Origin of the sequence: Robinsoniella sp. KNHs210, from assembly GCF_000686105.1 — a bacterium.
In the GTDB taxonomy this organism is placed as follows: Bacteria; Bacillota; Clostridia; order Lachnospirales; family Lachnospiraceae; genus Robinsoniella; species Robinsoniella peoriensis.
Window position 1 is genome coordinate 1,702,395 of record NZ_JMLZ01000002.1, and the last position, 25,564, is coordinate 1,727,958.

General features: G+C 37.2%; 9 protein-coding genes. All 9 read right to left on the bottom strand.

Annotated elements, in window-relative coordinates; translation table 11 throughout:
* Positions 1 to 31: 31 nt before the first annotated feature.
* The gene (locus tag CD03_RS0114420; RefSeq protein WP_027294260.1) at positions 32 to 2,998 is read right to left on the bottom strand and encodes a tail fiber domain-containing protein; all 2,967 of its coding nucleotides are present in this window, start codon (positions 2,996 to 2,998) and stop codon (positions 32 to 34) included.
* An 87-nt stretch (positions 2,999 to 3,085) separates the two neighbouring features.
* Positions 3,086 to 7,489 (bottom strand): carbohydrate binding domain-containing protein, encoded by a 4,404-nt coding sequence (locus CD03_RS0114425; protein ID WP_027294261.1) that lies wholly within the window; start codon positions 7,487 to 7,489, stop codon positions 3,086 to 3,088.
* Positions 7,490 to 7,608: 119 nt separating this feature from the next.
* Entirely contained in the window at positions 7,609 to 16,506 is an 8,898-nt protein-coding gene (locus CD03_RS0114430; RefSeq protein WP_027294262.1) for a phage tail tape measure protein, read from the bottom strand.
* Positions 16,507 to 16,557: 51 nt separating this feature from the next.
* Positions 16,558 to 16,986 (bottom strand): hypothetical protein, encoded by a 429-nt coding sequence (locus tag CD03_RS0114435; RefSeq protein ID WP_027294263.1) that lies wholly within the window; start codon positions 16,984 to 16,986, stop codon positions 16,558 to 16,560.
* A gap of 45 nt (positions 16,987 to 17,031) precedes the next feature.
* A complete protein-coding gene (locus CD03_RS0114440) occupies positions 17,032 to 17,220 on the bottom strand; it encodes a hypothetical protein (RefSeq protein WP_027294264.1) in 189 nt (62 codons plus the stop codon).
* 192 nt (positions 17,221 to 17,412) lie between these two features.
* Positions 17,413 to 20,649: a hypothetical protein gene (locus CD03_RS0114445; RefSeq protein ID WP_027294265.1), complete on the bottom strand. Its 3,237-nt coding sequence runs from the start codon at positions 20,647 to 20,649 to the stop codon at positions 17,413 to 17,415.
* An 89-nt stretch (positions 20,650 to 20,738) separates the two neighbouring features.
* Positions 20,739 to 23,000 (bottom strand): Helicase associated domain protein, encoded by a 2,262-nt coding sequence (locus CD03_RS0114450; protein WP_027294266.1) that lies wholly within the window; start codon positions 22,998 to 23,000, stop codon positions 20,739 to 20,741.
* A gap of 80 nt (positions 23,001 to 23,080) precedes the next feature.
* Positions 23,081 to 23,785 (bottom strand): hypothetical protein, encoded by a 705-nt coding sequence (locus CD03_RS0114455; RefSeq protein ID WP_027294267.1) that lies wholly within the window; start codon positions 23,783 to 23,785, stop codon positions 23,081 to 23,083.
* A 13-nt stretch (positions 23,786 to 23,798) separates the two neighbouring features.
* Complete coding sequence (gene clpX, locus CD03_RS0114460) at positions 23,799 to 25,022, bottom strand: ATP-dependent Clp protease ATP-binding subunit ClpX (RefSeq protein ID WP_027294268.1); 1,224 nt, start codon at positions 25,020 to 25,022, stop codon at positions 23,799 to 23,801.
* Positions 25,023 to 25,564: the final 542 nt, after the last annotated feature.

The window sequence follows — 25,564 nt, forward strand, 5'->3', positions numbered from 1 at the left end:
CGATATGGGATATATTTACAATTGTATTTGACTAAAATACATCAATAATTTTTTCAATTTTTTCCAATCGTTTAATTATTTCATCGTTTATACTTTTTAAATTATCATTTTCATTTCTTAACGACATAATCTGACTTTTAAGTTCAAATGTTTCAGCAATATTTTTTTGTATCATATGTATTTCTAAACCATGTAATTCACTATAGATTAAACCATAGCTCCAATTGCGACCATCTTCAGTTGGTTTCTCAAGATTATCCTTACAAACAGCTGCAAATAATTCTGGAGATAAACCGTTGGCATAAGTGGCGTCTTCAACATCTTGGGCTATTAACCCACAATGTCTCCTATCATGATGATCTTTATTTGTGAAGTTCTTCCAATTAAACATTTTTGGTTTTAAATCCATAAATAATTTTTCATATCTTTCGTCCAATGGCTCTATATTAGTTTTTTCATTTCTATCTGATGTACTGATTGTTCCTTGTACAGCCCATAGTCTTGTCCATTTGTAAGTAGAAGATCCTAAAGTAACCACATTATTTCCACGAACCTCTGCTGCTCTAAATATAGTTCCGCCATTTGAAGTTGTCACAACTGCTTTTCCGTCTTGATGTAATTGCCCGTGTTGGTGCGAGGATTCAGCTGCGCCTATTTGAGCTGCGCTATGGGAATGAGTTGCTGTAGCAGCCCCTACCTGTGCTGCTGTATGCGTGTGATTTGATGCAGAATAGCTTCCTTTTGCCTGATATTTATTGGATAAAGAAACCCCATACTCCATAATTGAGTTCATTATATTGAGTGGTGTATAACTACGAATCTGATCACTAGCCTTTAGAGTCAGATATGATGTATCACCACCAATCATTAAATCAGAATGTGCACCCTCGCTAGTCCTGTTAGGTATTTCTATTACACTGGTTAGTTTTTTTACACCTAAATCATTATAATATATAGACATTTTGTTTAGGATATTAATTATTTGAGCTTCAATTGTTCCATTAAAGCTTCCACTTGTAGCAGTAATTTTACCCCGTACATCCGCGTCCATAGCAGTCATCTTGCCATTCCATGCGATTGAAAATTTATCTTCCCAGGCACTGGCTGTTGTAGCTTTAGTCCTTAACATAAATGCCGCATAAGCATCAGTAGTTGTTCCTGTGTCAAAATATAGCCAATAATTTTTATTATTTGCGGTAAACTGTCGGTTCATAGATTCTGGGGTGATATTCCAACCACCAATGATTCCTGATTTGGCAGTAACAACACCCGCTTCTGTCAACTTAAAATTAATAGAATCGATGCTTAGTTTTTTTGCGTTCAAAACTCCACTTGCAAGATTCCAACTTATGTTGCCTAATGCGTCAGATATAGTGCCAGTAGTGATATTCTCACCATTAATAATAGTAGTTCCAGCTTGTTTAAATGCTCCAGGCTCTTTCCCCAAATCATCTACTTCCTCAATCTGGAAAGCATCAAACCAAACTGGGATATTTGAACTTCCGGTTGCTATCCTAAGAGAGATATACGGGTACGTAGAGGTTGCAGTATACTTGATAACAAGTCTTTTCCAACCATCAGTATTGGTTACAATATCGCTAAAGCTTGCTGTTGAAGTTGTAGCATTACTTGAAATTTCAGTGTGTCCGACTATGTTGAAGGTTACATTCGCTCTGGAGGTTGTCGTATGCCTTACATAACAGGATATGATGTATTTTTTACCTGCGGTTACAGGCACACATCCGAAATCATTAGTGGAATTTCCCAGACAGATATAGTTATTTGAGGTTGTGCCCAAAACCTTAATGGATTTTGTACCACAATAATACTGTGTTGAGTCCAAGGTGATTGTTGTTCCACTGGTGCTTAAATAGTTAGGAACCGTAGAATATTGCTCCATCGTATCCAGTCCGTATCTTACGAGGTTAGGATTCATACCGACAATCAAACGGTCAGCATCAATAGAATTAGCTTTGATATACTCACCGTTAATATAGAGTTTGCCACCTTCCATATAAATGCCTTGTAACGATCCATTATTTGTTAGCTTATCAAAAACATTTTTTTGCGTCATCCATGAGGTATCCAATTTACTACCCAACCCATTGTCCGTATAGGTTTTTGCAGCGTTTAAAGCATCTGTTTTAGCGTTGTTTGCTTTTGTAGAGGCATCGGAAGCTGCAGCTGAAATAGCTTCTGACTTAGCTGAGGAAGCATAGCCTTGAGCCTCAGATTGAGTGGCGGCAGCACTTCCAGTAATTCTAAGACTTTTAACATCTAAAGAAACATTTCCAGCATTATCAATTGCCAAGGTATTTTTTGAGCCATCGCTTACAGTCAGTCCTTTAACATTCATTTTATCCGCAGTTACAGATCCGTCAACGATCAGTTCTCCCGTAGACATTTTCGTCACCTGAACATTTCTGACAAATAATTCTCCTGTAAATGGAGCCCATCCTTCTATCTGAACAAACACAGCAAATTTCCTGATATTACTGTTTAATGTAACTGCACTGGAAATGGATTGCGTCTGATTAGTAACACGTTGTGCATAATATATAGAAATTGCGTTAGTATTACTATAGCAGTAGACACCAACAGTAACGCCTTTAAAGTCACTATCTGTTCCCCCATTTGTAGAAGAACCTTTTACTGTCGTTTTGATATCAGCTTTAATCCTAAAACTTTCTCCACCGTTACAAGGATACCATTCGCTAATAAAACAATCTCTGGTAATATTATTTCTTTTAAACCAAGGATTAGCACTTGCAGATGTATCATCCACAGAAGTGAAGCCCCATTTAGACAAAGTATCAACATTTAATTGGGCATAATTTGTGAAATCGCCGATAGCTATTTTATCAGCGGTAATGGCTTTAGCAGCAATCTTAGGGGCTGTTATAGCTCCATCCACCAGCATATTGCCACTAACTTTAACATCGCCATTAAGATTTATATATTTAGCAACGACATTTAAAGCCTCCGGTGTCAACTCCATGCTGGCAGGATCTTTTCCCGATGCAACTAACCACTTAATTTTCCCGGCATTCTGAACAACTTCACTATAAGCAGAATTATTCTCAACTTAACTGTTAATAGCATCAGCCGTAACCTTGATTAAAGCACTCGCATTCAGCGACACCTGAGCATAGCAGTTCATGATCTTGCATTGAGATAATGTCGATAATTTACTACTGAATAACCAACCGTCATTGCTAGTTCCTTCATTATAAACAACCTCAAGAACATTCCAACCAGCTTGAAATGGTAAAGAAATATTTGTAGCCACGCTAGTTGTTGTAGATACTTTTTTAACACCATTGAGATAAACTACGCCCTCATCATCTGTTTTAATTGTTCCAGACCATGTATAGGCAGCATCAAAATAGAGATAAGTAAACGCATGTCCAATGTAGTAATCACCAGTATTAAGACTAGCACTCATCGCAGTATCCGCAACTTCAATAATCTTAGTCGGCACTTTCCCCCGAATATTCTCTATATCCGCAACTCTAGGATTTGGCATAGAAGAACTGGTTAACTGATAAACCTCTAATATCCACTTATTTAAACCTTGGGTTATCTTATCTCCCTCGGTTTTACTTGTGTATGCTTTAGATACTCCAAGTTCAATGTCTGACTTTGTTTGGTTAATTAATGAGTTCATGTCAGTGGTCGTGGTATAATTAGTAAACTTTTCGTCGGTATCTTCTGGAGCTTCTGTATAATCGGTAGCCTTATTTCCCTCTTCTAATTTAAAACAGCATACATTGTATGTCTGATTATTGGTAAGGAACCATATATATCCAGACCAAGTATATGTTTCTGCTGTCGTCGGAGTATCAAATGTTGCTGATACTTTTGTCCAGGTATTAGCTAAAACATTTGAAGGACTAAAACGACGATTTACCTCGCAGTGAATGTTTGAGCCATCTGATAATTGCATGTGCATAATTTTTATAGAGGATGGTACAAATGCCTCTGTTGCTTTAATATAAAAGCTCCATGTATATGTTTTACCTTTTAAAAGAGTTATTTTTTTAGAATTCATACCAGTTGCATTTGTTGTAACTAATTTTATACTTGTGTAACCATTATATTTATTGACAGAATCAAGGGTACCAGTTGCATATCCATTGATAGTCCATTGCTCCAAGTTACTGTATTTGTTCAAATTAGACTTGGTAAACAAATTCCTTCCACCAATGCTCAATTGATCAAATTCCGTCTTAGTCGTATAAGTATCACTCACCGTCTGCTTAAATCCGCTAATATCCTGATAAGCCTGCGACACCTGATCTCTAAGACCTTTCGTAATATCATAGAGAGCAGAATCTTTTACGGTGAGTCCTGTCAGCGTATATGGTTTTACATAAGGGAATTGACCGACACCAAAATTGATATAAGCAGTATTTGCCGGAATAGAAATGGTTGTTGCAAATAACTTGCTGCTTGTTTCAACTGGAAGAGACAATTTTGTATGTGCTTGTACTTCCGCATTTGAACTATTAAAGCACTTATAGTAAAGGAAGACATTTTCAAATTTATTTGAATCGGAGTCAGGGCGGTCATAATACCCTGTAATAACTAACTCGCCTATATTGCTTGTATTCCGAGTAAGAGTGGAAGTATCAATCTTACAACCAGGAACGCCTTCTGAATTTGCTGAGACTGTAATTTTTCCTGCTTTAGCATCAATTGTAGCTCCCGTTAATGCGCTAAGACTCCCTGAAGCATACCGTTTGATAGCAGACAAATCCCAGAGGTTTATTCCACCAACATTTAAATCTTTAATCCCTGTGAGGATGTCTGTCTTCCATACCTTATTAGTAATGTTCTTATGGTCTTCGTCAACGATAAATTTAACGTCACTGATCGTGCTGGTTAGGGTAGCTGATACTTCGGTTATTTTCTCATCAGTGTCTTCGATGTTTGGTGTCCAATCAGTGGCTTTTGTTCCTTCTTCTAACTTTAAATATGCAATATTAAATATCGTACTTCCACTACCTATGTATACGAAAGGTCGCCAGTATTTTCTATTGGGTTTAAAGGTTAAATATAACAAAGTCCATTTATTGGCTGTTACGACTTGTTGATATTTAATTGTGTCAACATCATAAGTACTATCAACTTTATCATTAGAACAATGATAGCGTAAAGGTGTGTAATGGTTCCCGGTTACATTAGCATTTGTTAAGATCATTGCCGAATACGTATAAATTTTATTTGTGTCTAATTCAATCCATTCAGTATTATGACCACTTATACCGCCACCAACAGTAGTACGTAAAGTGTTATATCCTAAATACTTAACGGTTGTGTCAAGGTCAATAGCTCCGCCGTTGTTACGCCAATATTTCGTATCAGGCAATTTTTCCCAATGTCCAGATTGTCTAAAAAGATTCCTTCCGCCAATAACGACATCGTCAACCGCATCATCTGCCTTCTTCTTCGCAATAGCATCAATAGCGTCCTGATAAGCTATCTGGTAATCAGCCAACTTCGTTTTATACGTCCCGAAAGCTGTATTCATATCTGTAACAGCCGTTTTCTTTTGAGCATCTGTTTTCGTGCTGTTAACTGAGCAGTAATCGATGGCAGTATTGATCTTAGAAATAAGCGTATTATATGCATTATTACACTCAGTATACTTAGTCTGGTGTGTTGACTTTGGTGTGCCAGTCAGCGAAGGATTAGAATCTACCTTATTAAATTGGTTCGTGACCTGAGTATGCATTGTTTCGGCAGCTTTACGGATGGCTTCCGCTTCATTTACGTTGATAATTCCATCGTAAAATCCACCTTTGATTTCGTCATCTAAGTCGCCTAATGAAGAATTGGTATTTTTGATCTCTTCCTGAAGCTTGAAGTTTTCGTAGAACGCACGTGATTTTACTGCTACCGAAAAGTTTGTAGCTAAAGGCTCAGTTGTATTTATGTAATCTTTGCCTGAGTAAGATAATAGGTTGTTCAGGGCTATCTGGGATGGATCGTCTAGGGGTTCCCAGGTTGGAGATATTAGTTCGTAAATTACATCTGAAGGATTATCACGGAAGAATACTTTGGGGTCTGAATTAATTGGTATACGAAAAGCGATAGATTCCATATTTAATCCAGCGGCTGCAAATATACCAACTTTATCAATGTACCATGTTGAGTATGTGTTTTTAAAACTATTACATATTAAGTTATTTTTTTTGCCAGGATGAGAAACGCGAATTTCTTTGGAAGAAACCATACTATTTTGAGTAGTGAAATTTGCTGTTACATCTATATGTAATAATCCGCAATTCCTCGTAACTCCCCAAATCCCATCTTTACATTCCAGCACATCGTGTACTCCATTTGGCAAAGAACGAAGTGGAGATGTAAGGTTGACCAATGCGAGAGATAGTTTATCTTCGTATTGCTTATAGTTTTCTGGGGTGATATCTTCTGGGGCTGGTGTCCAATCATCAATGGTTTCACCCTCTACTAATTTAAAACTGTGTATATATAAGGTATCTCCTACAGCAAAATTAAAATACATTAGGAACGCACGGTATGGGGAACTATTCATCGTATAAGTAAAGGAATATTTTTCCCACTCGGATGAAACCGTGTAATTTTTTATTCCACCACATTCATGTCCGAAATTCTCGGATGTAAGTGCTCTATTAGATTTAACAAATAAGCTCCATGTATATTTGCGCCCTACCTCCATTTTTTCCATTGGCATAAAACCAGAGTAGCAATAAAATCCTCTGCCGGCTGTTGTAATTGTTATTTTTATAGCTTTTCCGTATGGAGATGTTGGTTCATCAACTTCCTCAACAGTCCCTTTTGCACCATTCCAAGTAGGGGAGATCATGAATTCACTAGAATTTTCAAAAAGGTTCCTCCGCCCAACAGAACTCACCACATTCAATTTCCCGCTATCCCCAACACTGTTAATAACACTTGGATAATCTGGGCTTGGACTGTTGGGAATGAATGGTTCGTACGCTGTTGGTGTGGAACCTTCTTCTAATTGAATTTTAGATTTTTGCTCATTGGTTAAGCCTTGATACCAAAGTAACCGTACATAATAGTCCCCGTCAGAAGTATATCGATCATAGGAACTAATACTTTTAGCATAAGAACCATCTAAATTAAATAGGCGGTATCTCATGTCTTGTCCATTGTGACCAGATACTATATAGGTTTTACCAGAATATAAGCGAATTAAATCAGAGTAAACTGAACTTGGATTATCTGACTGAGGCGGAATGATTGCTCCGGTATTTATATTTATAAATCCATCATGGAATACCCCATTAAATAAATTCTTCCCCAGCGTACTCTGCACCTGCTCCGATTTCCCCTGTAATTCTGTAACCCTTACACATCCCTGATCCTGTGCGTGAGTACATTCGATGAGTCCGGTTGTGGTGTCGTGGGTACAGATGTCTTCGTAGGTTTGTTCTTCTATGTCTACAATAGTAAATTGATTACTTGCTTTAATTGACATTTTTATGATTCCTTTCTTTTATTTTATAATTTATCTTTTATGTACAATATTTAAGACAAAGATTTATTACTAGTCTTATATTACAATAGGGACTCCTCAATGAGAAGCCCCTGAATATGTTACCACCCCGCCTTGCGCAGGTCTTTTGCCATTGCAGTCAATGTATACTTGGCAATCTTGGGAGTTTGCTGATTAATAACTTTAATCATCTCTTCAGTTGTATTTCCTCCCTGAACATTAAGGCTACATTCAATCTGCTGGTTAATGGATGCTACTCGTGGCACTATTTTTGGTGTTTTAGGAGTAAACGAATCCGCAAACTGAGCATGAAAAGCTTTCATCGTAAATAAAGCTTCTGGCAGTATTTTCGTGAAATCCTGAGTCAAGATGGTTTCACCAGGATTTACAGAAGCAAGCAATGAGTCACCGTTTGAGCGAATTTTCTTTTCGATTATTCCGCCTTTAGCAGCACCACCAAGACCAGACCAGTCAAAGTTTCCAGGATCAACTCCAAAACTTTCAAGCATTTTCTGTATGGTTTCACCGACTTTTCCAAAAGAGGAAGTTACGATGTCGGTAGCGCCATTAATCAAATCAGTAATTTTGTCCAGATTTTGTGCAAGGTCTTTGATGTATTTATCGTAGTCCTCTTGCAATTCAGCCTTTAACTCGTCTAAACCATCCATCTGAATCTTGATTGTCTGCTCGTGAACGGTATCTTCAATTTCTTCTTCTTTCTCTTTGATCTGTGCATCCAGTCTTGCTTTTTGTGCCCGGCTTTCTGCATCCGTTACGCCATCCAGAGCAGCTGCTTGAGCTTTTAATTGCTGTAGCTCCTTACTGCTTTTCTTCATGTTCTTGTCGTAATTATAATAATCCTCAGTTTTTTGCAGTAATTTGTTCCGGGCATCGATTACTTTAAAGATAGCATCTAATTCAGCTTTGGACTGACTTTTCATGATACTTAAGATCGCTTCTCTTGCAGAGCCACCGTTTTTGATTGCTTCATTGAGTTCTTCTTGTGCATTCTTCAGGTCTTCCAGGTACTCTTTTTCAGAATAACCTTCCTGTCCCTTTAGTCCCTCAATCGTAGCAATTTTTTTCTGAATAGTTTGGATATCATCCATGTATGATTCGTATTCTTTAATACTTGTGGCAAGCTTGGTAATCCCAAAATCAGTCATTTTGCCATCATCGTCAAACATCATCTCATCAGTAATAAGCGAAGCTATTGTACTAAGAGAATTTCTTAAATGCTCTGTAACTTCAAGCATTCGTTCAAGATCACGGAAGTAAATGTCATTCCGCATGGAGTCCTTTAATTCTTCGTTATCAGCTTCCAGATTATTTATAGCAGTGTCAGCATCAAGTGCCTCCTGTGTATACTGTTTGAAGTACTCATTGTCAGGATCACCTGCATACTTTTTAGCATTTTCTTCGGCTGCACTTTTTATGGCTTTTTGTTTTTCAATTTCTTCCTTATTTTTATTAAGCTGTTTATCATAATCATCTTTGCTTAAGTCAGCACTTTGAGCTTTCTTCAGATTAATGATGCTTTCCAGATTTGACTTTTGAGCATCCAGTAATTCCAGTTCCTTCTTGAGTTTTTCGATAGGAAGGTTTTCTATTGTGTGATTCCATTCTTCTTGATTTTGCTGTGCAGCTCTTATTGCAGATTTATTTGCTTCGATCTTGGACTGTATTTCTTGATATTTCTCAGAGTTAATATCTAACCCTTTTTGCTGTGCCTCATATTCCTTATTCTGAGCGGCAAGGTTTGTTACCTGGGCTTCGCTGTTTGTTTTTAAAGTATTGTAGTCACCAGCAGTAGCGAGAATTCCCTTCTTTTCATTTAAAGAAATATCATCTTGTTTACTGTCTGCTTGGGCTTTCAGTCTGTCTAAAGAATAACCCATGTTTGTTACTTTGATATTTTTCTGACTGTCTAATAGATTTTGAATTTCTATTTCAGCGTCAGATGCAGCGTTTCCAATACCATCAATATCAGCTTGCCACTTATACCAATCCTCAGATCCTGCTTTGATTTTCCCTGACTTCACCAGTGAATTAAATTGATCCTGCATTGCTTTTTGCTGGGATACTAGATTTGTTTTCTCATTTCTCTTTCCAACAATTTCAGCTTCAAAATCATTTTCGGTTACAGCTTTTCCCTGAGCGACTTTTAATTCTCTGTTTTTAGAAGCCTTATTACTATTAGATGAGAGATATGTTCCTTTAGCTTCATAAAATGCTTTTATATTTTCCATCTGCTGATTGGCAACTTCCGCCATTTTAGAAGCCAGTTCTGCCTGAGCCTTGGCAGCATTATTAGCAGCTTTTGTTTGCGCATTTAAAGCCAGGTTATTTTTCTTGACAGCTTCATTATAAGCTTTCGCTTTCTTTAAATCGTCACCTTTCAAGCCTTTTGTGCTTATGGTTTTACCCGCTTTAATAGCAGCTTCTTGCTTTTGTATATTTTTGTTTTTAGACTTAAGTAGACTATTACCTTTACTTTTTACGGTCTTTTTTGTTGATTTAACATTCTTGTCTGCTTCTTTGTCTGCTTTCTTATAGGTGTTATACTGACTTTTTTGATTGGTAACTTCTTCATCCAATATCGCATTTTGTTCTTTATAAGTTTCCTGAGCATCATTTCTATTGAGGTTTCGAAGTTCTTTTTCTGTGCGGGCTACTTTATTATTGGCTTTATCCGAAACCTTCTTAGCTGATTTATATGACTTTTTGGCAGATGATCTCTTAGAAACAGATTGGTCATATGCTTCAACCGCTTTTAGCTTCTTGCCTGAAAATCCTTTTGTGCTGATTTTCTTACCTGCATTGATCTGCTTTTTGAGCCGGTTCTTCTTAGTCCGAGAGAGTCCGCTCTTATTAACAGCTTTGATTGCAGCATCAGCGCTGTCCTCCATTCTTTCATCAGCAGCATTAAATTCTTTCTTTGCCTTCCGTGTGATTTTGTTCTTAGACTTTGCAGTTTTCTTCTGTGGTTCCAGTTTTTCTTTTAACTGAATCCTTTTCTGGATAGTTGCAGAGCTTCCAGAACTCGCTGCATCATAATTTGCTTCCAGGAGATCTAACTTATCATTAAGCTTTTCAATTTTCTTTTCTGCTTTTTCGGTTGGAATGTTCATTAATTCATCGAATAGCTTTGTCTGCTCCCTCCGGAGTTCAGCAACAGCATCTTTGCAGTCCAGAGCTTTGTCATACCATTTCTGATAATTATCGATATTTTCTTTCAGTTTTTTGCCGTCATCTGTGGAGGTATCGATTGTATCTATGGAGAAGTCCCCATCGCGCACCTTTTGTTTCCAGTCCTCAGAAAGTTCAATACTGTTAGCTTTATTTAAATAACCTTCATAACTCCGCTGATTTGCAGAGATGCGTGTATCATTTAGTTTTGACTGTGCTTTTATTTTTGCAGATTTGAAAGCAAAAGAAACATATTCTGTTATTGAATCTGTAATGTTTTTTGCTTGACGTTCCAACCAACTTAAACGGGTAGCAAAGTTATCTATTTCCGCTTTCGACTCTTTGGTTTTCTTGGTGTTATCTTCTTGCGCCTGAGTATTTGAGTTTACTGCGGCTGTGTTTTGATTTGTGGCAGACTGATTATTCTTATTTGAACCTGTTGCAGCACCACCTTGGAAGAAACCTCCTCCACCGCCAATTCCAGCCCGGGCATTTCCATTCGCTAAAGCCCCGCCTTTTAAGGTTCCACGACCAGCAACAAAGCCTCGTCTTAATAATTTTTCGGATTGTAGGTGATTAAATACGATAGCATTTTTAGGTAAACGGGCAAATTCGGCTCCGTTATCTCCGTATGTTTCCCATTCCCCGGCATTAGGATCAACAACAATTTCTCTTCCCAGTTCCCCTATAAGTACTTGTCCAACTGGGTTTGCATTGCCATTGGCATAAGCGGTACCTAATACCCCGGCATTAAAACGAGCAGACTTTATCATAGGTGTGCCATTTGCGTATGCATTTCCCTGTGCGTATGCACCACCCTGTGCGCTGGCTTCTCTCTTAATAATGTTTACGATTTGGTTTTTTACTGGTGGATCTCCAATATCCCATGAAGCAGTGTAATTAACTGTCCCATCTTTTAGCGGTGCTGAAGCTGAAACGACTTGTGAAAAATCAGGATTGAATTTCACCTTTGAATCTTTTTCTTCCGGTTTATAAGCATTTATGGCAGCCGGGTTAACCTTAGCATCAATTAATACCTCTTTCGTCATGTTTTGTATGGATGCTTGGATGGTAGCTACCGAATCTGTTTTTAAATTAAGAGAAGCAGATATTTCTGGATTTTGATCTGATAGCGTTTGTATTTCGGATACAAGATTGTCTACCTGTCCCTGGGCTTCTTGTAACTGCGAAGCGTCAACGGTTAATCCTGCTTCTTGCATCCCATTTAACGAATCAAGTTGAACTTTAGCAGTTTCAAACTCCTGCAGTTTCGTAATAATACTCCCTACTGAGCTATCTACCTGGCTAGTGTCCACCTGCATAACTACAGCTGAATTAAGCTGATCTTTTTGAAAAACAAGTTGTGCTAATTCACTCTGAAGGGCTTGTAATTTTTCTGCCTTTACTTCTGGTGTTAAAACTAAACTGTCATTGACATGCTCAATTTCTGATTTAACAGCTTCTATAGAGTTATCTAAAGTATTATTGGAGGTATTAAGCTCTGTTTCAAATTGAATTGATATATGATATTCTTGCGCTAAAGCATCGATTTGATCCTGAATCATTGCGGCAACGCTGTCTTTATTTTCATTATCTGATTCTAAAACCTGCTTCTTTTGAGCTTGTAACTGTTCTATTGTATTCTTAGCAGCCGATACCTGTTGATCCCGCTCTTCACTTGACTGTTTAGCCAGCTGATCCATAAATCCAAGCGTTTCTTGAATACTACCTTTTAGTTCATCTATTTTTGATTTTGTTTGATCAATAGCGGTTTGATTACCAAGTGTTTTAGTTACGTTGCCGTTCTCATCTGTTGTTTCATAATCACCAGGCTTTTGCAACTCTTTTAACTTTGCTTCTTCTTTCGCTAATTCTCCATATAAGGAAGCAACATGTCTTGTTCCATCTTCAACAGAGGCAACCATATTATTAGAGAAGTCATAATCTTCCAGTCTGCCAAACATAGCCATAAATGGTTCAAATCCCATACCCATTTCCTGGGCGGCTTCTTGGAGATCATCAATATTATATTTCCACTTCTCAATGGATTTTCCACTTTCATCTACTTCGGTGGTTAAGTCTGCAAATCCTTTTGATTTAAGATCTTCCAGAAAATTTTGCACACCAGACGATTCCTCAGTATTAAAATATCGCTCAAATTTACCGTAGTTCTCCATGAAGTTAGTCGGATCATCCATGCCTGTTGGAGAGATTAACGCAGCATACTTTTTGAAGTCATCGGTTCCGACAAGCCCCTTATCATATAACTCCTTGGCTTTCTTGAGTCCTTCTGCCATTTTGACGTATTTATCGCCATCATTTTCTGATCCTGAGGCTTCCTCCCATTCGTCAAATTTAGGAGTAGCGTTTACATCCAGAGGAACCTTCTCAGCAGCTTCCATGCGCTTTAATAATTGCCCATAATTAAGGTCATAATCCGTATTAGAGATAATGGTAAATGCCCGTTCTAATTTATCTAACGATAATTTGTCAACATCATTCCCTATTGAGTCCTTAACCCGGTTATAATGCGTCTCAAAATTCTGCATCGCATCCGTGAACCCGCTGGCACTGGATAACTGGCTTTTTGATAACCCGGTAACATCTTTGGTGATATCATTCATTAAGGAATTTGCTTTCTGTGAGTATTCCTTAAAAGTCATATCTGATTTATCATCATTTAATAAAAACAGTTCCGATATTTTATCCTGAATACCTTCTTTTTGCAGGTCTGTTGTCACTTGGTCAGCCCAGGCATTAATCATAGAACTATCCAGATTATTATCTTTATTAAAGAAATGGCTGCTGGCAAACTCATAATCAATGGAATTTACCAATGCACTAATCGTTGTTTTGGCATCCTCCGTCAAATTTTTAAAGTTTGACGTTTCTCCAAGATAAGATTCTATGATCGGATGTGCTTCCTGAACCGCACTTTCCTGCTGTAATTTCAGCTGGTTTCCATATTCTTTTACGGCATCCAGATTTTCTTTGATCGCATCTTTATCAACGCCTAACCAAACACTTGAAAAATCGTAACCGAGATCTTTACCAATCTGTTTTATGGTATTGTTATCAATTCCAATAGATTCCGTCATCGACACGCCATCACGATTCGCTGATACAAAATTTCCCGCCAGATAGTCATCGATATGCTCTATCATTTCAATTTTTTGTTTTAGACCTGCTTCATCCGCAAATTTTATTAATGGCTCCTTATCATTTTTTGCGTTAAATGCTTTCATATAATCAGAAGCGTTGCTAATATTTTCTTTGTTGAGTACGCTTTGTTGTTCTTTCAATGCCTCTGTAAGCTGTTTTACATTTTCTTTCGCCGTAATAATGGGGGTTCCTAAATCCGTAAATCCATTTACCAGATTAGGGAGTGTATCTCCCAGCGCACTGGCAATCTGATTATACTCAGCAAATTCTTCCGAAGATAAAGAAATATTTTCGCCAAAGGCATTGACCCCTTTTCCCAATTCGATAAAACGATCACCGGAAGCCTCAATTAATTGTCCTGCTGATGTAAGGGAAGACTGCTGTTGTTGAAACTCATTAAGCGTATCCTGTCCTTTTTGAATAGCCCTTTCCTGTTCCTGGGCATAATCCTGGATCTTTCTAATGGCTAATTCTATCCCGGCACCAATCAGCATATTGGTTCCTAAGTTTAGTGAGAATGCTCCCAGCTTTTTCAACCCGGCACCAAGCCCTGTTGCAACTTTTGTTGTACGATTAAGAGTTTGTGTAAACCCGCTGCTTGACAATTCTGCTTTATCCGTTGTTGCAATATATTGAGCAAGTGAAGCGCCTACCTGATTCTGAGTTTTTAAGAAATCAGATGCACTCAGATTTGATTCCTTATATGACTTAATAATACCGGAAGACATATTCATATCCAGGATATCATCCGGGGTTTTACTCTGTTTATTTACATTATGAAGCAGGTTCCCTAAAAAACCCCCTGCTTCTATTCTATCGCTCTCTTTGTTATATTTTGATACCCCTTTTCCTCTAAATGCCGAAAAAGTGGCAATACCTGCAATCATTGTCTTTAAGGTTCCGAACTTATCGATCATGTGATCCAAAGAGGTAACTCCTGTGGTGCCAAACTCAACAATACCTTTTAAGAAATCGGAATCAACCAATGTACTGGACAAAGACTCTTTTGCTGCAGTAAACTGGCTGATTTTCGCCTGTAGAGATGTCATCCACCTGTCTTGCTCTGCTTGTGCAGAACCTTCAGAATTGATGGATGCATTCAATGCTTTTTGTGTCTGACCGCTCTGGAATGACTTAATGAGTGCTGCTATAGAGTTTCCTCTCTGTTTCCCGGCTACAATCTCTAGTAAGTCTGCCTGATCCGTTTCTGAAATCCTGTCCCAGACATCTGCTATACCCTGCATGATCTCATAGGTTGATTTGAACTTTGTGGGGTCTAAATCATCCATAATGTCAACAGCACCTTGGGTTCTATTCAATATCTGTGTCTGAATCTTGCTTACCGGTAAAACATCCGAAGCATCTTCTCCAAGCTCTTCCAGCTTTCCTTTCATACCACGAAGACGCATACTTAATACCTTCAATGCATTACCGGATTCACTGGCATTCTGGTTTATTTCAGTCATTCCTGTTATCATCGCGAGGGATTCGTTGAGGTCATTTCCTGCTAATGACAAGGCTGATGCTGAGTTCTTGATACCCGTTCCAAGCGCTGCACTGTCAGTAGCAAATTCATTCCCGAGTTTATTAAGCTTATCCGCAATCTGCATACTTTCATTTGAAGCAATTCCAAAAGACTTCATAGTGGTGACAAGATCGGCAACCGCTGTATTGTCATCTACTTCTCCAACGTTCGCATAAATGGAACTAGTCTCCGCTAATTTAGATGACTCGTCCAGATTATACCCGAGCTTCGCCCATTTCGAAGTTTGTTCTATTACGCTCGTCATACTGCGTCCGAGTTTCGTTGCCTTTTGTGTGGCACTGTCCAAAAATTTATCATAGGTATCGGATGTCTCGTTTGTAACCTTGTATAAACTGGTCATTGCAGTATCAATATCGTATACGTCCTGAAACGTCTGTTTTATGCCCCTTACTGCTCCATTAATTACAGCAAATGAGCTCATAAAGACCCCGTATTTTTCTAAACTGCCTTTCATATCTCCAAGCCAGTCTTTACCGAGCAATCCTTTGGTAGCTGCCTGTCCCTGAACCAGCTTAATCTGACCTTGTATCTTGTCAAAATCTGCAACATTATTAACGGAAGCCAACTGACTGCGTAAGGCTTTCAGTGTATCCCCATATTGCTTTGTTGACTTGGTATTTTTCGCCATCCATTCATCAAGCGATTTTAAGCCAGTAGCAACCCGGTTTGGGCTTATGGATGTATCAATTGTAGCTCCCAGACTTTTCATGGATGCTTTGAATTCATTTGCCTGGCTTTTTGCGAAAGACAGTTCCTTCCCTATGCCTGATTTTATGGCTTTGTCAAACGACTGGTTAATACGTAAAACATCCCCGGAAACATCGCCCGATTTTGAATTTAATCCTCTTGAAAAGGTATTAAAATATATTTTTGACGCTTTGGCATTGTTTGCTACTGTTTGCGAAAAAGCCTGGGAATATTGTTTTCCCGCTTTTGCTCCTGCACTCCCAAACGATGAATCAGCCACCGCTTTTCGGAATTCGGATGCATCTACATTAATTTTTATTGGTTGTTCTAATTTAGCCTTTGTTGCAGCCCACTTTGCTTCTACTTCTCCGGTATCCAGTTGGGCTTTAACTTTTATTAAAAATTCATCTGCCACTAATTCCACTCCTTTTTTTGTAATAAAAAAACACCCGCAAGGATGTTATTTTTAATTGATTATTTCCTTATTTAATATGGCATTCAAGACATATACCAAATACTCTTGATTATAAAGCAATTCGAGTAAGTCCGTCTTTTCGCCTTCGCTAAAACAACTCCATTTTTCAAGTACTATATTTACGATATCCCTTTCACTATAATCGTTTTTATATGTAACATTATGATTCTCCATAATATTCTGAAATCTATCGCTAAACATCTCACAGTTGAATATTTTCATATTGAATATTTCATTCTCTGATATTTTAGCACTGCTATCGTCTGTATAAGATATGTAGTAATAGGCAGTTGGTTTATTCTCATGAATTTCAATCCCGATCTCTTTAAGAACTCCAAATACAGCACCCTCAACCTGGTCTTTTCCAGTTTCTATCATAAGTAAATCACCGATCTTTGCATTATTTTTTGTATACTTCATCTTATAATCTCCTTCATTAAATTTAGTTATAAATAAATAGGACTGCTAATCTAGTTCACCGTTTAAATAGCTATTGAGTACTTCAAGACTCGATTCCCATAAATCCAAGCCTCTTTTAAAATTGCTTAATACAGTTGAAGGTATTCCGGTTACTTCCGATATATAGATTTGTTTCTCTCTAATTAACCGCTGAATATACCTCTCTCTTACCTCTTCCTGTGATAACTTTACCATGATGATTACTCCTCTCAATTTTTATTTTTTATCATAATTTAACAGCCCAATACACTCCGCAAATCAATGCACTGGGCTGTTTTTATTGGACATCTCCAGGGGAAGCTACTCCCTGGGTCCTACATACATATGGCACTTTTTTACATAAATCCTTAATTTTCTGCGTCAATGCTATGATTTTTTGTGCATATTTCACGAACATGCTTTTCTAAAATAATCCCGTATCTTCGTTCCTGCCTTATTATAGTCATGATCGCTGATCCATACATCTCCTTCATAATATTGGAATAAGACTTTGATCCCCAGACTTCCATCTGGATATACTTTTGTTTGCAATATTTTTTGTTCTCCCAGCAATTTTATAGTTGTCTCCATATATTTATGATTCACTCCGCTTAATTTTTCCAATGCCAGATAAGTAAGCTGATTTGGAGTATTATTATATTTTTTGAACCAATGGGAATTACGGGTTTCTACTATTTCTTTTATATTCTTACCGTTTCCATCTTTAATCATTTTACCGTTCTCATCCCGTACAACAATTGCTTTTCTACCATGCCCCTCGCATTTTCTGCTTAAAAAAATAAGTATGGTTAATATCCGTTTCAACTTATAACAATTTTCTCTTCTGGTTACTTTACTCGTTTTGTAATATTTATCGATGATTTTATTGATGTGGGATCGGTCATTTTTTGTAATGATAACAGAACGGTCACCAAATAGCCTGTCAAAATAGTGTAGTTCTACTCTGTTTTTATTGTACATTTCTCTTTGTTTCTTCTTTACAAATGCTACGTTTTTACGATGTCTTTCTTCTAATTTACCTGTATCTATTTTTTTTAATTCAAGCTTTGAACATCTCTTTACCATCTCCCAGGGAAAAGCATTCCAAAGAATATCCCTTTGCAGAAAAAGAAATTTGTTTCCATTGTGCTTGTCACCATAGTATATTACAATCAACATATCTAATAATCTATCTATATCCTGCTCTATAAACATAAGCTCCGTTCTCGTCTCTGCATAAAACCAGCGAAAATTTTCACGGGCTTCTTTACGATGTCTCTCCGACTTTAAATTTTCCTGCCTATACTTCGCAGACAGTACTTGATATTTATTGTGGCACTCAACAAGCTTGCGGTATACCTTCCTATTTATAACCGGTACACTTTTTAATAACGTTCTGTGATCAAAAATTTCGGCAGCACAGCTTGGAGACATCTCTAAATCTATATTTAATATCTGTTGCTCTGCATAATGACACAAGCGGTTCATATTACAATCATAGTCCTGGAATTTCTTTAGTTTATTGATTGTTACCGGAGGTTTTTTGAGATTACGTGCCACTGATAACGATTTTTCTTCATTCTTAGCAATGATTTCATTTTTATGCAGATATCTCATCCAGTAGCCTTTTCCCTTTCCCCCTAAAAAATTTATTATTTCCCTTGGTAAAACGGCATTTTCTCCTGTTTTAGCAAAATCAATCGTTTCTGCCCCCACAATTGTCCCTATTTTAATAAAATCCCTTACTCTATCTTCATCTGTATCAATCAGAGTCCAAAGATTGGTAATTTTATCAATGACAGTCCCGATGGAATTTTTGAATGACAACGCATTGACTTGCATTAATGCAGCCCTATCTGTAATACTTACACCATTACAAGCAGTTTCCTTATTTATTTTATCATCCTTAAATACTAATCTGCCATGACCAGCTTCTATCTCCCGCTTAACAGCACTGAGCAAGGACTTGTTATCTGTTGTACAAACGGTATCTCCGTCGAAATCTGCACCATTCAGGGCTAAGGCAAGTGTATCATACATGCTGGTTACAATACCTGTTGTCAGATATTTATACCAATATTGAACGTTATCTTCATTCTGGATATATCCGATGCGGTGCTCCATGCCTATGGCGGGGTTCCTTATAATATCTACCTCTTTTATCCCTTTTTGATTCCACCAATTTGAATATACATAAAAAGGCTTATGTAACAGCCCTTTAGGGGCTAAGCCAAAAGCATACTCTGCAAGACCATAAACATCTGGCATGAACACCTGGTAGTTACCCCTTACAATCTGTTTTCCAGATAAGAGATTGTTTTTTAACTTTTTAAGGTCTGCATCGATTTTTGATTTGACATATGTGTCATTATATAAGCTTTTGTCTTTCAGCAATGCCACATAGTAAGGTGGAGTGTGTCTGTCTATCGTTATTTCAACCTCATCGTTATCAGCATCTTTTATCAACCGTCTGTATTTCAGAAACTCTTCCGGGTTGGAAGTGACCTTATCATACAAATCTAATCCTTTTGTGCTGATTTCTTCGATTTCCTCGTTGGAAAAACGAATGGATTGTAACGGTTGATAACTCAGCATAGTGTCCTCTTTTAAGTCTCCTGGATATTCCGCGTAGGAAACCACATTAAAAGTTCTTTTGTATCCGTGATATTGTTTATCAAATTCATTCCGCCACAGCCAATAATCAAATTTTCCGTCTGTCATAAACTGCTTATGAAATTTAAACTGGGACTTTGTGAGAATAACGTCTATATGATCTTTAAAGATATCCCACTCTCTCCCTCCCAGGTCTGTAATTTTGGATACTTTACGCTTCTTTGCAAAATCTTTAAGGTCAAAGACCATGAGTTCACCTTTAATTCCCGGTATTGCCCGAAATTGAAAACAGGAAGGCAGATATCCGGGGTGAACCCCCTTCTCATTTTTCTTTTTTGTCCTGCACCCTAACTCTATAGCCCAACGTGCAGCACACTGGGGCGTAACCAGCCCGCTACCATCAAACGGCATGATATTAATATTTTCTGTTCTGGGTTCTACAACCTTATAACTCTTTTTATTGTCATCTTTCAGAACTTCAACAACATCTACGGTGTCCGTTACTTTTTTTTCAAAATCATCGATTACCACAATATTAGGCATATAACTTACTGGCGTGCTGTCCGTTGTCACCATTGCGTAGTATGCATTCCATTTAGAAGGGCGGTCATAGATCAGATCTTTTGGCATACCACATAGCAGGATGTCGTTCATTTTATCGATGATATGTGTTTCAACAAACAAATTCTTCTGGGTTCGTGAATGTCCTGCTCCGCAAAAGGTAGAAGCATATTCTTTTGTTATCTGCTTTATTTTGGGTTCATTATTGCTCTCTTCTAATTCTTCTATAATAAGGTCTAATTTACCCTGATTATTTATCAGGCTTTGATAACGTTTCTTATCTTTTCCAACATCTAAGGTAAACAAGTAGGGTACTTTCTCGTACCCGCTCTTGTTGTATTTGTGTTTCCCTGATAAATGAATAAGTATTCTATGCAGTTCACTTTCGCTGGACAGATTTCTTGTGAATGCATCATCAGCAGTTGAAAGTTTAATTTTATTTTCAATTTTCCCATCTTCTGTTTTGATCATTTTGTTGATTCTAATCGTTTGTGTCTCTACTTCTCGGCTTATAATTGAGTCCCCCTTTAATTGATATTATTTATTGATGGTTAGTAATATTACTTGCCATCAGTTTCCAACGGTGTGTCTTCATTGACGTATTTGAAGGTAAATCCCTTGTATTGTCTATTTTTCGTACATGCCCGTCCTATAGAAGAATCGTTAAACTTGATGTCAAACCTTTGAGAAAGTTTTCTTTCGGCTTCCATACACGAATCATACGTTTCCACATTAATGCCTTCATCATTAAATACTTCGATTTTTCTTGATCTTGAATTACTACGTGACCCCATCTCCGCTATTTTACAGCCCATCACGGCTTCTACATTCTTTCGCTCTTCTTGGGTTAGTTTTTCAGGATTGTTTTTAATGCTAGTGATAATGTAATAATATAATGATGAATATTCACCGTTACTTTTTACCTTTTTTTCTTGATTAGCTAGTGTCTCTATTATCCCCAATCTTTCTCTCAAAATCATCTTATTCTTATTTTCTAAGTTAAGCCCTAGCTTTTTAAAAGCCTCCATTTCATCTTTTGATATTTGGTTATTCTTATATTTTTTCCTCCAGCGCGCTAACATATCTCCGATTTTATATCCCCCCCATTCCTCTTCCTGCTTTATATTCAAATGACCATTTTCTTTTTTATACCCGACTAATAAGTCATAGAAGGTCTTGAAGCTATCAAATTCCCACGTAAACCCCTCAATTGATTCTAATAATTCTATCCTCCGCTGAGGGTAGCTATCTCCTCTTCTCTTTTTTTCTGCTTTCTGGATTGTGAGAAACACACCAAGTTTTCTCTCATGGGCGTCTTTGGCGCGGAGGTTTGGGGTTCTCCTACGTTTTTCAGCGAAACAAATTACTTGTGTCATCTGTTCTTTAAACCTGATATCTTGAACACTCCAGCAAAATTCTAATTTTTCTAATTCCTTAATTTTATGAATTGATAGTACTTTATTTTTATACTCTTTTCTTCTGGCAGACACCCATCTTCCTAGAGCAAGCCCATCAGAGCATACATATCCAATTGGAACCAATGCATCCCCATGTTCCTTTGTATATTCACTAAGTCTCTGTAGACCAAACTCAAATCCACCTATCAGCCGACTTTCGATATCCTTAAACTGATTAACAGCATCAATTACTTCGTCGAGTACAAAAAAACTATCCAGATTAAAATCATCTATAAAGTCCTTATTATCTGACTGCTCCCGCTTTATCCTCTCTGCCAGATCGCTCTTTAAATTACATTCCTCTAATGACTGTCCGTTAGCGACCAGATCAAAGATAATCGGAGTCAATTGCCCATCGCATGATAATGCCCTGCCGATTTGCTGATAATATAAATTCGGTGATATGGTGTTTCTTAATAAAATCACACCATCAATATCATGTATACCTTCGTTAAGCATACCCACGGCAAGACATAATCGAATGCAATCGCTGTTGTCTTCTTTAAATGTCTTAAAGTCCTTGTCTTTGCTATGATTCTTAGAATGTACGGCATATATTTTAGTATCACTAAATCCAGCATCTAAAAACCATTGTTTTACAACTGATCTCATTTCCTCCAAGTGATTTATATCTCTACAAAACACAATGAACTTTCCACTAATACCTGTTAGATATTTCCTCAAAATAACCGACACACCACTAGCCATATCCAAACGTTTTTTTAGTTCCGCAACCTGATCAAGCAATTTTGCTTTATCTTCTTCCGAGTTGTGGCTCTGAGCGATTTTCGTGCTAGTTTTGGCAACTTCATTATCGAATGTGTATAGAGCACTGATATACCGGGGTAAAGGTAAAATTCTACGTATAATAGAGCCTGATAAGCTCATATCACAAGCCATATTCCCGTCAAACAACTCTTCTGCCATATTCCTGCTGCCATCCAAATACCTAATAGGGGTAGCCGATAATCCCAGAGTTTTAGCATTTGGATATGTATTAAGCAATTTCTTTACACCTGTCTGCCATTTCTTCGCACCCGCACGATGCATCTCATCAATAAGAATAAGATCTGGTTTAATACTTTCAATTTCTTGATTATCTAAATTAGAAAGCTTGCTATAAGTTAAAAACTGGACATCAATTTTTTCCATCTCCCACGGCATAGAGCTTTTAAATTGTTCTATGATATATCTCTGTGGCTGAATGATCAATGTCTTTTTATCAGAATAATCCTCTAACAGCTTCAGCATAAGATAGCTTTTCCCGCTGCCTGTTGGCTGAACGACACATGCTCTGTTTTTTGTTTTGAATATTTGCTGTATTTCCTGATACGTTTCTTGATTATGTTGCAATAGTTCTACCATGTCTAATCCCTCCCTCGAATATATGTTCTTGATAAAGGTAAAAAATAAAAAGCGTCTTCTATATTAAATTTTAAGTTGATCTATTCATCGGGTTCTATAATTCTTAAACTACTTTTCTCTATTGGAATAATTTCACCCGTCACGTTGTTGACCATAAAATCGTCGTTCATTGAAAATGTAGTCAATCCGGCATCTTCAAAAAATCCAGCCAGTCCTTTTTTTCCGTTACATTTGCACAAATCATCTACAACGGTCATCCAGTTCAACTGAAATTTGAATAAATCGTACTGCTTGTAATCCCACAATAGGTTTTTCACATTCTCTTTTCCTAATAACTGATCAGCATCGTATTTATTTACCTCTGACATCGTAGTGAAATAATCTTTCTCAAAATATTTCGCTCCATCATATACCTTATCTGGCGGAAATAGCTGTACAATATCTCCAGGAGTCATCAACCCCAAAAGATAGATAATACCGTCAATAAATTCATATTCTGCTTCTGTTCTTTCTTTGTCAAGATACCTCTTAGTACCTATTTTCTCAGGATTTTCATCATGATAATAATTTATGTATTTTACTCCATAAAAAACCATCTTTTTAATATAGTCGTTAAAATCGCTCATAGTTCTTACCGTCTTTTTGTATTCCTTTAAACTGTTTAACAATTTCATGTATGCGCTTAAATATAGATCACTTTTATTGCTAAACACTTTATCATTATTAATTTTCTCCTGTGATTGATTTGTGCTGTTATCCCCGTGAATCTTGAATCTTTTTCCCATATTTTTTCCTCCTCTAGCATGCTGCTAATTTTTTGTTTTTTCCCTTTTTTATAATTACATTCGTTTTTCCATCAATTGCATCTTCATTTATAATCGCTTTTGCATCATTCAGGTTATCCATATCAGGTATTCTATACATAATCTTCTGCATGGATTTCTCTAATATTGAACGCAAACCTCTAGCCCCGGTGTTTTTTATGATTGCCAGTTCCGCAATTCTGTTCAATGCACTTTCCGTAAACTCTAAATTCACTCCATCCATTGACATCAATGTCTGATATTGTTTGATCAATGCATTTTTAGGCTCTATTAATATCCGTTTCAAATCATCTTTGGTAAGTGGCTTCAATGTCGTGATTATCGGAAGCCTACCCACAAATTCAGGACTCATGCCAAACTTTATAACATCTGATGGTTCAATAGTATTCATGCTTTCCTTAATGTCAACCTCTATATCTTGAGTATTGAACCCGATAGCTTTTTTCGGTTCTGGTTTGGCGGTTGTTTCAGATAATCCCTCAAATGCCCCACCGCAAATAAACAAGATATTGCTAGTATCAATCTTAATGCATTCGACACCAGAAAATTTCCCACTTCCCATAGGAACATCCACTACTGAGCCTTCTATGATTTTCAGCAGTGCCTGTTGTACCCCCTCACCAGAAACATCTCTTGTTGTAGAAGTATTCTCGCCCACACGTTTTAATTTGTCTATTTCGTCTATATAGATAATGCCTTGTTCCGCCTTTTTTACATCATACGATGCATTTTCTAGCAATCTGAATAAAATATTCTCGGGATTATCTCCAACGTATCCTGCTTGAGTCAGTGAAGTTGCATCAGCTATCGCAAATGGCACACCAATAAATTTAGCAATAGTCTGGGCAATATAGGTTTTTCCACTTCCTGTAGAACCAATCATAAGAATATTGCTCTTCTGTAACTCGACATCAGTTTCATTTCGTAATCTCTTATAGTGGTTGTAAACAGCCACTGACAACGTTTCTTTTGCATCATCCTGAGCAATCACATATGAGTCTAAGTGTTTCTTTATCATAGAGGGTTTTACCGTCTGTATATTTATCATATCTTTCTCTTGTTGGCTCTTTTCCAATAATTGATCATGAGCGTTCTGTATGCAGGTTTCACATATGAATACATAAGATGTATCTCCCTCTATTAATTTATTCTCTTTTTCAGAGTTTCCACAAAATGAGCATTTCTTTTCTCTCGCCATAAAATAATATTCCTCCGTTCTGATTTAAATCATCAAATAATTTACATTTACTTAACTTATCTTTTAACAGAATTTTGTCAGGTTCGAAAGGACCTCGCAAATAATACCGTATACGGTGAGGCAAAATTTTGCACTACCAACATGAAATATCACTTTCAAAGTATGTCATCATCCTGACTGGTAAACTATTTATTTCCAATATTCGCTATTTCCATATGCTTTTCTTAATAGAATCGCAAGCTTTTTCATAAATGCTTTATCTGTTTGCCACAGTATGGACACAAATCTTCGGTATACTAATAGCATCAAATGAAGAACAGCGGTTTCACAGAATCACTCAAGCGAACTATCGCCTCAGTAATACATCAAGTGGACTGCCGTTGTGCTTCAACTAACAAATCCCAACAATATTGGATTACATAGATTTTCTCTTTTTCATAACTCAGCCCTGTACGTAAAGTATGGGGTCTCTCTCCGTCCAGGTATATTTCAGCAGGTGGAAAATTTTCCACTAGCAAACTTCATGAAACCATATTCTTCAA

Bases quoted from the DNA above. Each gene is read 5' to 3' on its own strand.
- clpX (WP_027294268.1), bottom strand. From the start codon at position 25,022: ATGGCGAGAGAAAAGAAATGCTCATTTTGTGGAAACTCTGAAAAAGAG.
- CD03_RS0114435 (WP_027294263.1), bottom strand. From the start codon at position 16,986: ATGAAGTATACAAAAAATAATGCAAAGATCGGTGATTTACTTATGATA.
- CD03_RS0114425 (WP_027294261.1), bottom strand. From the start codon at position 7,489: ATGTCAATTAAAGCAAGTAATCAATTTACTATTGTAGACATAGAAGAA.
- CD03_RS0114420 (WP_027294260.1), bottom strand. From the start codon at position 2,998: ATGGAGTTGACACCGGAGGCTTTAAATGTCGTTGCTAAATATATAAAT.
- CD03_RS0114440 (WP_027294264.1), bottom strand. From the start codon at position 17,220: ATGGTAAAGTTATCACAGGAAGAGGTAAGAGAGAGGTATATTCAGCGG.
- CD03_RS0114450 (WP_027294266.1), bottom strand. From the start codon at position 23,000: ATGGTAGAACTATTGCAACATAATCAAGAAACGTATCAGGAAATACAG.
- CD03_RS0114455 (WP_027294267.1), bottom strand. From the start codon at position 23,785: ATGGGAAAAAGATTCAAGATTCACGGGGATAACAGCACAAATCAATCA.
- CD03_RS0114445 (WP_027294265.1), bottom strand. From the start codon at position 20,649: ATGATCAAAACAGAAGATGGGAAAATTGAAAATAAAATTAAACTTTCA.